This window comes from Methylocystis sp. (genome assembly GCF_046349115.1).
In the GTDB taxonomy this organism is placed as follows: Bacteria; Pseudomonadota; Alphaproteobacteria; order Rhizobiales; family Beijerinckiaceae; genus Methylocystis.
The window spans coordinates 627,970-640,764 of the sequence record NZ_JAXMCX010000001.1; the positions used below are offsets into that span (position 1 = coordinate 627,970).

The following is a 12,795-nucleotide window of genomic DNA, read 5'->3' on the forward strand; positions in this document are numbered from 1 at the left end:
AGAGCCCCTAACCACCGTCGCACCCGCGCCCAAAAAGGCAGCAGAAACGGAAATCGCGCCGCCTGCCTCCACGCCGAAGGCTGAGAAAGCGCATCACGCCTCTCACTCGAAGAAGCCCGCAAAGCCGCACTGATAATCAAAACGCCCCGACCGTGATGAACGGCGGGGCGTTCTACTCGAAAAGCGATTGGCGGCAACGCCAAGCCGATCACATCTGACTGGCCGCAGGGCGCTGCTGACGCGGATGGCGTCGCGCTTGGCGTTGCAAGCGCAGGCTGCCGCTCATCGACTAACGAACCGTTAAGCGACAGCGCCCGACTGTGAATGAACGGCGGGGCGTCTTTGTCGCCCGGATCGCGAACCACGACACCGTTCCCAGCTCTGCATCGATGAGCGCCAGCGGCGATTTTTAGAACGCCGCAACTTCAACTGCCGTGCTCAGCGCATTCCGCCGAATCCGCCTGGACCGCCAGGCCCTCGAGAATCGCCCCCGTGCGGACCTCCTCGCCTCTCGCCGCCGTCGCCCCCAGAGCCTGCGTGAGGCTGCGGAACGCTCGGAGGCCCCATCATGCGCGGCGCGGCGGGCGGAGGAATCCGAATTCCCATAGGCGAGCCGCGGTCAACCGATGGCTGCCCATGCATCATCGGGGGAGACGGCGCGTGTGACGTCGGGGGCGGCGACATAATGCGCGGCCCCATCAGCGCCGGCGGAGCCGACTCCCTCATGGGGGGCATGCGCTCGAGCGGTGTGACGCCGCGCTCGCGCATATTCGGTTGCGGGCGCTCCGGCGCCATTTCACGAGGAGCCATGGCGCCGCCAGGTGTATTTTGCATGTGACGTCGTATCGGCTCAGAGGACGTATCAGGCATATGCTCAAAGGGCTGGCGCGGCGTGGCGGCCGTCTCATTTCGCGGACCTCGTTGGCCTCCTGGTTCGACAGGAGCGGCGCTGTGAGCCTTCAGCGCCGATCGCGGCTCGGCGGGCTTTGGCGCGGGTCCCGCTTCGCCGCCCGGCGCAAGCGCAGGTCCGCCCGGCGGCATCTTTGGGCCGTGCAAAGGCGCGCCGCCTTCCGATGGCAACGCCCCCCGCCGAGGCTCCGGGCCGCCCATTGGAAGCGCGTTTTTCGACCCCGCGCCGGGTAGCGCAGTCACGCCGCCGCCGCTGGGCGCGTGCCCCTCTTGCGGCGCTGGAGCGATCTTTTCAGCCTCCGCCGGCCCTTGCCGCGGAGGCTGCGCGGTCGGCGCGCCACCCGGCGGCGGCGCGCCTGGGGGCCGACGCGCGATGAAATGCGGGAGCGCCGCGCCTATGGCGAGCCCGGCGGCGCCCGTTCCGGCGGCGGTCAGCCCGCCCGTGGAGATCACCTGACCTTGGGGATTCCTGACCACGAAATTATTCACTTGCTGATCGATAACGATCTGATTGTGGACATTCCGAAAGATCAGATTGTCAGGCGGCGGCGCGACATAGATGGGCGGCCGTTGCCAAACAGGGATCGGCACGAAGGGCGGCGCCGGCAAAACATACGGCTGCGCAATCACCACCGGCGGGGGCAGGATGATGAAATTTGGCGGCGGCGGCGGCAAAAAATAGACGGGCGGCGGCGGAACGAAGCCCCAGACCGGATCGTCGAAGGAGACGACTGGCTGCTCGACGAACACGATCTCTTCCGGCGGCGGCGGCGGATAGGCATAGTCGATCATCTCGAAGCTTGATGGCGGCTCCAGCTCGGACGAAAGCTGCGCAAGGCGGCGGCGCGCGTCCCAGGCGTGCGGTCCCTTCGGATATAGGCGCAGATAGGACCAATAGGCGTTGGGCGTGTCGACGACGCGCGAGCGACGCCAGGTGAGCGCCTCGCGCCGCGCCGCGACAATGGCCCGCGCGCGCTCGGCGTAGGGCGCGGCGGGATAGGTCGCGACATAGTCCTGATAGCCCTGGAGCGTGTCGCGGCGAAGCGCGGCGGAGAAGCCCGCCTCGGGACCGAGCGCGCTGATCGGCTGCGCGAGCTGCGCAGCATCGTCGTCGGCACGCGCGGGCGCTCCCTCGATGCGTTGGAAGAAAATGAAGTCCGTGTCGATCTTGGCTGAGTTCCACGGGATTTGCGCGCCCTTTGTGTTGTCGGAAACGCGCAGGCGCACATTTTGAAAAATCTGCATCAGCGGACTTCCGCCGTCGCGGATCATCTCTGCGAGCGCATGGGCATAGGCGCCATAAGGACCTTTTTCGTCGGGCGCGACCGTACCCGGCGCAGCGTTGAAGGCGAGTAAAGCGTTGGCTCCTGGTTCGTAAAGCGCGAGGCCGCCTGCGAGCGGCTGTCCGGACATTTGGAACGGATTCGGGCGGGCGGCATCGAGCACGACGACGCTCAGCTTAGCGCCCGAGGCGGCGAGTGGCTTCAGATAATCCGAAACGCGCAGCGCGCGCAGGGGAACGTCGGCGTCGCGCGCGACCCTTACGTCGATCGGCACGAGATAATTCTCGCCTTCGAGCTGGAGCCCATAGCCGGCGAAATAGATAAAAGCGACCGTATCCGGACCGGCGCTTGCCGCCTTGTCGAGAAAATCGCGGAACGCGCGCTTCAGCGCTTCTTCTTCAAGGTCGCGCGCGCCGGTTACGTCAAACCCTGCCGCTTGCAGGGTCTGTGCGATGAGGCCAGCGTCATTGGCGGCCGTCGCAAGCGGCTTGTCCGTATTGGCGGACTCGCCAACGACAAGTGCGAGACGTCGTTCCGTGGCCTGCGCCGCCTTTCCCACAGCGACCGAGGACCACGCTATGAGCGCGACCGCCAGCATTCGAAAAAGCTGCATCGAAAGTTCTCCTTGCAGGCGTCGCGAGCCCATGCGGTGTCGAGTCATCGAGCGATCAAGCAGCTGAATGGGGGGTGAACCGCACAAGGACGCGCAGCTAGCCGATCAGATCAGCGAGCCGATGGAGTTTTTCCCGCGAGAGACGTTGCGTAAAGCGCCCACACATGGCGTTAGCTTAGCATTAACTGCCGTCGCTGGTCGCGCTCGTTCGGATTGCCCGGCGCGCTTACGAATCGGCCTGTTGCCTAGCGACAGGCGACAATCCTTTCAACCGCAAAACTCCTGCCCGGACGGCGACGACAGGGCTTTTTCGTGCGACCGGCGAGCCGGGCGTGAGGTCGAAAAAAGCCCGCGACAATGAAAACGCGGGCAACTCATGCCTGCCGGTCGACAGGCGTGGCGCCACGATATTCAATCGTCTCTTACTCGCAAGTCCAGCGCTCGCCAGGGCTTGCGCAAAAAACCCGTCGACCGCGAAGTCGACGGGGCGCCAGGTTGTCGGTGTTAAAAACGCTGTATCTATGCCATGTTAGATGAAGGCCTGTCTACACAGGGATCGAAATGAGCTGTGGATTGTCGTTTCACCAAATGCTTGGTTCGCGCAAAAGGGGCCGGCGCCTCAACAGCCCGGCCCCGATCTGTTCGAAAGGCTGAAGGTTTTTCGCAACGCCGCGATTGTCGTTGGTCTCATTGACAGGCGCAGTGCGGCCGCGCACAGCGGCGACTTCCGTTCTCTGCATCGGCCCACGTCAGCGTTGCACCGCCGATCGCGATCACGCGAAAACCATTTCGCGCAGCGAATTTTTCTTTAGCGCCTACCGCGGGCCTTCGTTGGCGCGCGCCGCGCGCTCGCCCGGATAGCTTCGCGGATTTGAGCTCGTCAGGCATGGCCGGCCTCTGCACACTGACAAATCGCCGGCTCTCGCTCAGTAGTATTGGTCGGACCCGGAGGGGAGCAACCTCTTGAAGATTGATCCCCCGCAGAGAGCAGGCCCAGCACATCGAGCTGCTGAGCATTTCGGCTTGCCGCGTTGATCGCGTTCACGGCTCTTAACGCGTAGAGCACCGCGGCGTTCTTGTCAGCCTGCGCCTGCATCCTGATGTTGCTCGTCGCCGTCGTCCGCGCTTCATCGGACAGTTCTGAGAAGCGATTCTTGACCGCGCACGACGACGGCGAGCCGTCAGTCGCGCCAGTCGTGGCCAGAACCGCGTCAATATTCTGCAGCGCCCCCTGGGTTTGGCGGCGCATATAGTCGTCGGTCTCTGTCGCCTTGAGCTTGCCGGCCTGCGCGGCGTCGTAGAAGCGCTACATCGCGGTGTCCTGGCCTTGGACGCGCGCGTTCGAGGCGGCCTCGCGACCTTTCAAAAAATATCCGCCCGCTGACAGCCCGGCAGCGGCGAGAGAGAGGCCGGAAGCGAAACCCATGTCAGCCGAATCCTTGGGGTTCCGCGAGGATCAGTTTGTGCGACTGCCGCTCAACTTCGGTGAGGAGAAGACAGTCGAGCGAGGCGACCAACCCCATGTCGAAAGGCGTGGGCTGGTGCGCCTCTCCCCGCGGCGGCGACGGCTCGGCCTCAATCCAGTCGATTGCGTGCGGCAGAAAAAAGCCGCTGCTTTTGGGCGGACGCAGTGAGCACGACAAAATGGGAGGGAATGAACGGCCGCAAGAGCTTCGCAAGTTTGCCGGCGCTTCGATCGGATTTCACGAAATACTGATACGGAGCAACGCACAGCACGTCGCGGACCGCCGGGCCGCGCAACAGAACATCATGCAGCCCGACGATGTCGATGCCGACCGATGAAACATTAAGAGCGAAAGGCTCCACAGCCCGCCGCGTCGCCATTTTAGAATTTCTCGAACATCGTGCCTGGATCACGCGATTCGATCGCAACGCCAGGGGCGTGACGCTCCATCGCCTCGATGGTCACGAGTTGCAGTGGGTGAAAGTGATCGACGTTGAGGAGCGTCTGAAACCGCCGCTCGTCGATCCCTGTGAAAGCCTCCTCCATTGCTTCAAGATCGACGCCCTTGTCCTCGATTTGCTGGCGCGTCTCGCCGCGTGTTTCGAGCGTGCGCAAGATGCTCTGCAAGATGCCTTTCGGCGTGCTGGTGCTGCCGAAGGCTTTCGCTTCCCCGCCGGCGTAAAATCTCACGATGCCTCTATTTTAGAGCGACATGATTTTTCCTTTCATGTTTGCGCTATGTGCGCTTATTCACCACACGCGTCTCTTCGAACGTCGGCGCCGAAGCGCTTCACGTTGTTCTTCTTCGCTCGGCAGGTTGCGCCGTTCCCAATTGCGCGCGACATGGGCGGCCCAAGTGGCGTCCCACGACGGGATGGCCGCGAACTCGTGGCGCGAAACGACTCGCCCCTTCGGGCCATAGGACTGATGGCCTGCCGGCGCGTCGTCGGTCACTAACTCAAGTCCCCGAAATGCGATGTGATCGGCCCGTTGTGAGAGGCTGCGCTCCCGTCGGGAATCGGCGTCGACTGCTCGATGACAACCAGCGCGGCGTGCGACGCGTTCAACAGGCTGCGAAGGTTCGCCGAGTTCGCGCTGCCGAGTGCGGTTGCGAGCGCGTCCCAGTCGTTTTGCGTGATCCCCGCGCGCGATAACAGCTTCGCGCGCGTCTGATTGCGCTGCGCTGCGCGCTTGTCGATCGCGCTCAAAATTCCAACAGGTGCAGCGATTGTTGCCAAGATCGTTGTAGCGTTCCTTTGCGCGTTGCGCTCATAACTTCTTCACGGATCAGCAGCCGCCGTAAGCGATCCAAGTGTTCGCGCTTCCGCTTCGCTTGTTCGGCAAGCGTGGCATTCCACTGTTCATCGCTGAGATAGGCGGAACGAGACATTAACCTGCTGCGCCATCGGCTACACTCACGCGGTCGAGACGCCCCGCATTGAAGCCTGAAAACCAAATGCTACGGCGTTCCGGCGTCCAGGCGTGGAAGCCGATCGGGTAGCCGCCGGATTCGCGTTCGCCCGCGAGATCGCCGAGAAAGCCCGAGCGTGCACCATCGTCGAAGGCGTCCGGCTGTGCGAGGCGCAAGCGCTGTCGCTCGCACGTCGTCGCCTCGCTCGTCTTCCTGCTCGCTTGCTTCCGCGGCCGGCTCCACGAGTTAGTTGATGTCGGCGGAGGAGCGATGCTCACCGCGCCGTCGCGCTGCGCGTGATAGTCGCGTGTCGCCTGGGCGAAAAGTTCCGGCGACGGCCCCCGGCCGTCCTCAAGCGTTTCCGAAAGAAGCTCGTCGAGATCGCCCTTAGCGTCGTCGATCGCTTCGTAAGCGGCTCCTATGGAATGCGCGTGTTGGCAACAGACTGCGCGATTGAACGTCATGGCCGCGCGGCGCAGACGGGCGCCGACTTCGAGCGCCTGCAGTTTCCATGCCCGCATGAAGGCGCCGAAGCGCTCGACCTGATCCGCGTCCAACGTGAGCTGAGGTGCAAGCTGAACCTTGATGCGCTCCAAGGCCGCCCTGGCGGTCGCGATCCGATTTGCGCGCCGCAGAGTTTACTGCGGGAGACAAACGTTGCGGCTTGCAATACAGCTTCCACAGCGCCGCGCGCGCCCTCAGCATGGCGTCCATCAACTCTCTGGTGAGCGGTTCATTGGCGATAGACTCGCGCACAGCCTTCTCAAAATCACCGCGCGACGTTCCCTTCGACCGGAAGCCGAAGCCCTTGGGCGACGCCGCGAAAACAAGCCAGCATAGGCGCCGGCGGTATTCGAAGAGCAAAAACGCAGCGCATCGTCGACCGAAATTCTGAACGAACTGGCATTAATCGATCCACGCCCGAAACGCCCGCAAAGTTCGTCCCTCGCTTTCGCCCGCGATTTCGCGTCAAGGCTTCGCCGCGCCGGGAAGCATCGGGAGTAAACATGCCGATCTTTCCCGAGACACATTACCGATAAATCGTGGAGACTCGCCGATGCGCTTAAACTTATATGCCCCCGGATCGTCTCTCGAATTTGCGCCGACGCGCAGCGGGAACAGGCGACCTTCAATAAACCGTGACGGCTGCATTTCGAGCCGTCTTTCTGCGAGGCGACGTCGCCGTCCAAGAAGCCATCAAGGCGTCCGGGCGACGTTGCAGGAGGACTCGTCCATGAGGAAGCTGCTGAATTCCGTGTCCCTGTTGTCCGTGCTGCTCGCCGCGCCGGTCGTGACGATGTCCGCCGCACTCGCCGAGGACAAGCTCGAAGCTCTGACGAAGAGCGAAAACAATTGGGCGATGCAGGGCAAGAACTACAGCTCGAATCACTACAGCACTCTGACCCAGGTCAACGCTGACAACGTAAAAAACTTGAAGGTGGCCTGGTCGTTCTCGACCGGTCTGTTGAGCGGCCACGAAGGTTCGCCGATCGTCGTCGACGGCAAAATGTATGTTCATACGTCTTTCCCGAACAACACTTTCGCGCTTAATCTCGACGATCCGACCAGCATTCTTTGGCAGCATAAGCCCAAGCAGAACGCCGCCGCGCGCGCCGTCGCCTGCTGCGATATCGTCAATCGCGGACTCGCCTATTGGCCCACCGACGGCAAGACGCCCTCGCTCATCGTCAAGACGCTGCTCGACGGCCATGTCGTCGCGCTGAACGCCGACACCGGCGAGGAATATTGGAAGATCGAAAACTCCGACTTCAAGGTCGGCTCGACGCTGACCGTCGCGCCGCATGTCTATAAGGACATTGTGCTGATCGGCAGCTCTGGCGCCGAACTTGGCGTGCGCGGCTATATGACCGCCTATGACGTGCGCTCCGGCGAGCAGAAGTGGCGCGCCTATGCGACCGGTCCAGATTCGGACGTGCTGATCGGCGACGACTTCAACAAGGCCAATCCGCATTACGGCCTGAAGGGCCTCGGCACGGCGACCTGGGAAGGCGACGCCTGGAAGATCGGCGGCGGCACCAATTGGGGGTGGTTCGCATACGACCCCGGCACGAACCTCGTCTATTACGGCAGCGGCAATCCGGCGCCATGGAACGAGACCATGCGTCCCGGCGACAACAAATGGACCATGACGATCTGGGGCCGCGATCTCAACACCGGCGAGGCGAAATTCGGCTATCAGAAGACGCCGCATGACGAATGGGATTACGCCGGCATCAACTTCATGATGCTCAGCGAGCAGAAGGACAAGGACGGCAAGCTGCGCAAGCTGCTAACCCATCCCGACCGCAACGGCATCGTCTACACGCTCGACCGCACCGACGGCACGCTGGTCTCCGCCGACAAGATCGACGACACAGTCAATGTGTTCAAGAAGGTTGATCTGAAGAGCGGCCTGCCAGTGCGCGATCCGGAATATGGCACGCGCATGGATCATCTCGCCAAGGACGTCTGTCCCTCGGCGATGGGTTATCACAACCAGGGCCTCGATTCTTACGATCCGACCAAGGAGCTGTTCTTCCTCGGCGTGAACCACATCTGCATGGACTGGGAGCCCTTCATGCTTCCCTATCGCGCTGGTCAGTTCTTCGTCGGCGCGACGCTGAACATGTATCCGGGCCCGAAGGGCGATCGTCAGAAGGGCGAAGGCCTCGGCCAGATCAAGGCCTACAACGCCATCACCGGCAAATTCAAATGGGAGAAGATGGAGCGCTTCGCCGTCTGGGGCGGCACCGCCGCGACCGCCGGCAATGTCGTCTTCTACGGAACGCTCGACGGCTTCATCAAGGCCCGTCATAGCGACACCGGCGAACTTTTGTGGAAGTTCAAGCTCCCGTCGGGCGTCATCGGCCATCCGATCGTCTATCAGCACAAGGGCGTCGAATATGTCGCCATCCTGTATGGCGTCGGCGGCTGGCCGGGAGTCGGCCTTGTGTTCGATCTTCAGGATCCGACGGCCGGCCTCGGCGCGGTTGGCGCCTTCAAGCAGCTCGCCAACTACACGCAAATGGGCGGCGGCGTGATGGTGTTCTCACTCGACGGCAAGAGCCCCTACGACGATCTGAGCGTCGGCGAATACAAGGCGAACTGAGCCTCGCCTTCCATCGATCTCTCACCGCCGGAGGCGGTTGCGAGACGCCTGTTCGGACGCCTCCCCGTGCGCCCGAACAGGCGATCGGCACGATCACGGAAAATAAAAACAATGTCGCGGATCACACGCTTTTCCCTCGGTTTCGGCGGCGCGCTCGTCATTGCTCTCGCGGGCGTCGGCGCGAAAGGCGCTTCGTTCGGCGGCGCCGGCGACGCCATGTCGAACCCCGCGCCAACGGCCGAGCAGGCGTCGCCGGCCGATCCCAATGCGCTGCGCATCTGCGCGTCGAAGAATCAGCCGCCGCTGTCGATAGAAGACGGCTCCGGACTTGAAAACAAGATCGGCGTCACGCTCGCCGAGGCCATGCGGCGCAAGGCGCAATTCGCCTGGTCGCAGCGGCCGGCGATCTATCTCGTGCGCGATTCTCTCGACAAGAAACTGTGCGACGTCATCATCGGCCTCGATACCGGCGATCCGCGCGTCGCGACGTCAACACCCTATTATCGAACCGGCTATGTCTTCGTCAGCCGCGCCGATCGCGGCCTCGACATCAAATCCTGGTCAGATGCGCGCTTAAGGAAGCTCGGGCGCATCGTCGTCGCCTTCGGGTCTCCCGGCGAAACGCTGCTCAAGGATATGGGCCAATACGAAGACAACATGGCCTATCTCTATTCGCTGGTGAATTTCAAATCGCCGCGCAACCAATATACGCAGATCGATCCCGCCCGCATGGTCGGCGAAGTGGTCAGCGGCGCGGCCGACATCGCGGTTGGTTTCGGGCCGGATGTCGCGCGCTATGTCCAGTCATCGACCGTGCCCCTGCGAATGACGCTGATCGAAGACGATGCGGTCAAGAGCAGCGGCGAAAAAGTGCCGCAGCGCTTCGACCAATCGGTGGCGGTGCGGCGCGACGACAAGGCCCTGCTGGCGGAAATCGACAGCGCGCTCGTTACGGCGCGGCCGAAAATCGAAGACATCCTCAGAGCGGAAGGCGTTCCGCTTCTCACCGTCACCCCATAGATGCGCGGCGCAGTAACCAAAAACAGGACGAGAATAAGTGTCGAAAAGAAAAAGAAGCGTTTCGGTCTATCTCATCGGCGCGGCGGCTAGCGTTGTCGCTCTTGGCGCCATCGCCCAGACTGCGGGAATCACCTTCCGCAACACGATCACCGGCGAAGTGCTCAAATTCGACGATGCGTTGCCCGAAGGACGAGACACGGCGGGCGTCAAGCAATTCATGGCGACCGGCAAGAATCCTTATAATGAGGATGCAAGCTGCCTCAAGCAGGGAGAGCAAATCTTCCTTTCGGCCTGTTCGGGCTGTCACGGCCATCTTGCCGAAGGAAAGATCGGTCCCGGCCTCAACGATTCCTATTGGACCTATCCGCAGAACGAAACCGACGAAGGCTTCTTCTCGACGATCTACGGCGGCGCGCAGGCGTCGATGGGACCGCAATATGAGAATCTGACCCTCGACGAGATGCTGAAGGTGATGGCCTGGATTCGTCACCTCTTCAAGGAGGCGCCGGAAAAGGCGAGCTGGTTGACCGACGCACAGCGCAAGCAGTTCAAGCCCTACGCCGGTCACGAGACATTGCCGGAAAATCCGCCCGGCCAATGCCAGTCAATGGCGAAGTAGTTCTCACGCCGCCGTCGCGGGGGCGCAAACAAGGAGGCGCGAGCCTCGCAAGGGGAGGAAACTGATGCGTAAAATTCATTTCGCTGCGGCGCTCGCCGTCGGCATTCTGTTCGGCGCCGGCGGCGCGCTCGCCTATGACGGCACCAAATGCAGGGCGCCCGGCAATTGCTGGGAGCCGAAGCCAGGCTTCCCCGACAAGGTCGAGGGCTCGAAATATGATCCCAAGCACGACCCAAAGGAGATCGCCAAGCAGCAGGCGTCGATCCAGGGCATGGAAGAGCGCAACAAGAAGCGGGTCGAGAATTTCAAGAAGACCGGCAAGTGGGAATATGACGTGACCAAGATCGCGCAATAGGCTTCATCGCAATGAGAACGCGATGAATCCAGCGGCCATGATCTGGATCCGGGCGCATTCGACAAAAGCGCAGCGGCCCCATTCCCGAGATCGTGGCCGCCAGTTCCTTTCGGCTGGTTAAGGTCACGCCTTGAACAATACGTTGCATGTCGTCGAGAAGCTCGCGGAGTGGCGCGCGCGCGCCCTTGAATTCGAGCGGGAAATTCAGAAGGCCGTTCTCGGCCAGGCGCGCGTCATCAGGCTTGTAACGATCTGTATTTTTGCGCGCGGCCACGTGCTGATCGAAGGCGATGTCGGAGTCGGCAAGACGACGCTGCTGCGTTCGGCGTCGCGTGCGCTCGGCGGCGATTTCGCTCGTGTCGAGGGCACAGTCGACATGATGCCGAGCGACATTCTCTACCACACATTTCTTGGCGAAGACGGCCGCCCGCGGGTCGAGCCGTCCGAACTGCTGCGTCTGGCGGACACCCTGCCGGTATTCTTCTTCAATGAGATCAATCGCGCCCGTCCGCAGGTGCACTCGCTGCTGCTGCGGTTGATGACCGAGCGAAGCGTGTCGGCGTTCAATCGCGCCCATCATTTTCCTTTTCTTAACGTGTTCGCCGATCGCAATATGGTGGAGCGCGAGGAAACATTCGAACTGCCGGCGGCCGCCCGCGATAGGTTCCTCATGGAAATTTCCATGGCGGCGCCGGATGATGAGGAAGCTCGACGCAGTCTCGTTTTCGACCCGGCGTTTCACGATACGGAAACCCTTCTAGAACGGGTGAGCTCCGGATCAATCGACTATCGCGAAATTCCCACCATCGCGTGTGTGATCCAGGCTCACGTGCGTTCGAGCGAGGCGCTCGAACGCTATGTGCTCAATCTCTGGCGAGCCCTTGTCCAGCCAAGTTCGGCCGGCGTGTCGCTGGCGGATGTCCACGTCGAAAGTCTGGTCAAGGGAGGTGCGAGTCCGCGTGGACTGGCGGCGCTGGCGCGCGCGGCGCGCGTGGGCGCCTGGCTCGATGGGCGTGATTTTCTGGTTCCGGAAGACGTGCGCGAAGTGTTCATCGAAGTGATGGCGCATCGCATCTTCGTCGATCCGATCCACGCGCTGCGCGGCGACGATATCGTCAAGCAATTATGCCGCGCAGCTTTTGATGCGACGCCGGTTCCATGACTGCGGTCGTCGATATCCTCTACCGGCCGCGTGGACGTTTCGCCGCCAATCATGTCGGCGCGCACAGCTCGAGTGAAATTGGCGGCTTTGGCGTGTTTCGCGACCAGGCGTCCTTCATGCGCTACCCGGACGCGCGCCGAATCGACATTCGCGCGACGCTGCGTGATCCGTTCGGCGCCACCTATGTGCGCCGCTTCGAACAAAGAGCGGCGATCGACGTCTATGCACTCGTCGACCTCTCGGCGTCGATGGGTTTCGTCGGCGCGGCTGATCGATTCCGTGTGGCCGTCGAGCTCTGCGCCGCGCTTGCCTATTCGGCTACGCGCATCGGCGATCGGTTTGGCCTGCTTCCTTACGATGGCGCATTGATCGATCGGTCATCGAGTCCGGCGACGCGTTCGAGGAGCGTGGCGCTTGCCGCCGTCGAAAGGCTTATCGGAGAAACGCCCCGCGGGTCGAGCGCGAGAGGCGTGCTTGACGCCACGGCGGCGCTCGGCGCCACGCGCAAACTCGTTTGTCTCATCTCCGACTTTCGCTGGCCTGAGCGGCTGATCGAACTGGCGTTTGATGCGCTGGCGCCGCATGATGTGGCGCCGATCGTTCTGGTCGATTCGGTTGAGTCGGCGCCGCCGAAGTGGGGCATGTTGCAGCTTCGCGACAGTGAGAGCGGCCGCCGACGTTCTCTGTTGATGAGGCCCGCGCTTCAGCGACGCTGGATGGCGGCCGAGCACGCGCGCCGGCAAAGTCTGGCCCATCTGTTATCGCGACGCAGTCGCGCGCCGATCTATGTTGCGGACCGTTTCGATCCCGTTGATCTCAGCATTCGGCTGACGGCGGCGTGAGGCGCGC

The 12,795-nt window shown here is 62.5% G+C and carries 13 protein-coding genes; 6 read left to right on the plus strand and 7 right to left on the minus strand.

Features of this window, described 5'->3' with window-relative positions:
- Window positions 1–438: 438 nt before the first annotated feature.
- The 7 genes from U1E20_RS02895 to U1E20_RS02925 form a co-directional block, all read right to left on the minus strand.
- On the minus strand, window positions 439–2,805 hold the full coding sequence (locus tag U1E20_RS02895; RefSeq protein ID WP_409979079.1) for a caspase family protein: 2,367 nt from the start codon (window positions 2,803–2,805) through the stop codon (window positions 439–441).
- 880 nt (window positions 2,806–3,685) lie between these two features.
- On the minus strand, window positions 3,686–4,054 hold the full coding sequence (locus tag U1E20_RS02900; RefSeq protein ID WP_409979080.1) for a hypothetical protein: 369 nt from the start codon (window positions 4,052–4,054) through the stop codon (window positions 3,686–3,688).
- A 326-nt stretch (window positions 4,055–4,380) separates the two neighbouring features.
- Window positions 4,381–4,650: a hypothetical protein gene (locus tag U1E20_RS02905; RefSeq protein ID WP_409979081.1), complete on the minus strand. Its 270-nt coding sequence runs from the start codon at window positions 4,648–4,650 to the stop codon at window positions 4,381–4,383.
- 1 nt (window position 4,651) lies between these two features.
- Window positions 4,652–4,960, minus strand: a complete 309-nt coding sequence (locus U1E20_RS02910; RefSeq protein WP_409979082.1) for a hypothetical protein — start codon at window positions 4,958–4,960, stop codon at window positions 4,652–4,654.
- 263 nt (window positions 4,961–5,223) lie between these two features.
- The gene (locus tag U1E20_RS02915) at window positions 5,224–5,478 is read right to left on the minus strand and encodes a hypothetical protein (protein ID WP_409979083.1); all 255 of its coding nucleotides are present in this window, start codon (window positions 5,476–5,478) and stop codon (window positions 5,224–5,226) included.
- Complete coding sequence (locus U1E20_RS02920; RefSeq protein WP_409979084.1) at window positions 5,475–5,660, minus strand: hypothetical protein; 186 nt, start codon at window positions 5,658–5,660, stop codon at window positions 5,475–5,477. Before U1E20_RS02920 ends, U1E20_RS02915 begins: the two co-directional genes overlap by 4 nt.
- Window positions 5,660–6,277: a hypothetical protein gene (locus U1E20_RS02925; RefSeq protein WP_409979085.1), complete on the minus strand. Its 618-nt coding sequence runs from the start codon at window positions 6,275–6,277 to the stop codon at window positions 5,660–5,662. Before U1E20_RS02925 ends, U1E20_RS02920 begins: the two co-directional genes overlap by 1 nt.
- A 638-nt stretch (window positions 6,278–6,915) precedes the next feature.
- Here U1E20_RS02925 and U1E20_RS02930 point away from each other — a divergent pair.
- The 6 genes from U1E20_RS02930 (at window position 6,916) to U1E20_RS02955 (ending at window position 12,788) form a co-directional block, all read left to right on the plus strand.
- Window positions 6,916–8,790, plus strand: coding sequence for a methanol/ethanol family PQQ-dependent dehydrogenase (locus U1E20_RS02930; protein ID WP_409979086.1), 1,875 nt, complete (start codon window positions 6,916–6,918; stop codon window positions 8,788–8,790).
- A 111-nt stretch (window positions 8,791–8,901) separates the two neighbouring features.
- Window positions 8,902–9,810 (plus strand): methanol oxidation system protein MoxJ, encoded by a 909-nt coding sequence (gene moxJ, locus U1E20_RS02935; RefSeq protein ID WP_409979087.1) that lies wholly within the window; start codon window positions 8,902–8,904, stop codon window positions 9,808–9,810.
- A gap of 37 nt (window positions 9,811–9,847) precedes the next feature.
- On the plus strand, window positions 9,848–10,429 hold the full coding sequence (gene moxG / locus U1E20_RS02940; RefSeq protein ID WP_409979088.1) for a cytochrome c(L), periplasmic: 582 nt from the start codon (window positions 9,848–9,850) through the stop codon (window positions 10,427–10,429).
- A 64-nt stretch (window positions 10,430–10,493) separates the two neighbouring features.
- Window positions 10,494–10,784, plus strand: a complete 291-nt coding sequence (locus U1E20_RS02945) for a methanol dehydrogenase [cytochrome c] subunit (protein WP_409979089.1) — start codon at window positions 10,494–10,496, stop codon at window positions 10,782–10,784.
- A 130-nt stretch (window positions 10,785–10,914) separates the two neighbouring features.
- Window positions 10,915–11,946, plus strand: coding sequence for an AAA family ATPase (locus U1E20_RS02950; RefSeq protein ID WP_409979090.1), 1,032 nt, complete (start codon window positions 10,915–10,917; stop codon window positions 11,944–11,946).
- Window positions 11,943–12,788: a DUF58 domain-containing protein gene (locus U1E20_RS02955; RefSeq protein WP_409979091.1), complete on the plus strand. Its 846-nt coding sequence runs from the start codon at window positions 11,943–11,945 to the stop codon at window positions 12,786–12,788. The genes U1E20_RS02950 and U1E20_RS02955 overlap by 4 nt, the downstream gene beginning before the upstream one ends.
- The last annotated feature ends 7 nt before the right edge of the window (window positions 12,789–12,795 follow it).

Coding starts and splice junctions, on each gene's coding strand:
- U1E20_RS02930 (WP_409979086.1), top strand. CDS start 6,916: ATGAGGAAGCTGCTGAATTCCGTGTCCCTGTTGTCCGTGCTGCTCGCC.
- U1E20_RS02920 (WP_409979084.1), bottom strand. CDS start 5,660: ATGTCTCGTTCCGCCTATCTCAGCGATGAACAGTGGAATGCCACGCTT.
- U1E20_RS02945 (WP_409979089.1), top strand. CDS start 10,494: ATGCGTAAAATTCATTTCGCTGCGGCGCTCGCCGTCGGCATTCTGTTC.
- U1E20_RS02900 (WP_409979080.1), bottom strand. CDS start 4,054: ATGCGCCGCCAAACCCAGGGGGCGCTGCAGAATATTGACGCGGTTCTG.
- moxJ (WP_409979087.1), top strand. CDS start 8,902: ATGTCGCGGATCACACGCTTTTCCCTCGGTTTCGGCGGCGCGCTCGTC.
- U1E20_RS02895 (WP_409979079.1), bottom strand. CDS start 2,805: ATGCAGCTTTTTCGAATGCTGGCGGTCGCGCTCATAGCGTGGTCCTCG.
- U1E20_RS02905 (WP_409979081.1), bottom strand. CDS start 4,650: ATGGCGACGCGGCGGGCTGTGGAGCCTTTCGCTCTTAATGTTTCATCG.
- U1E20_RS02955 (WP_409979091.1), top strand. CDS start 11,943: ATGACTGCGGTCGTCGATATCCTCTACCGGCCGCGTGGACGTTTCGCC.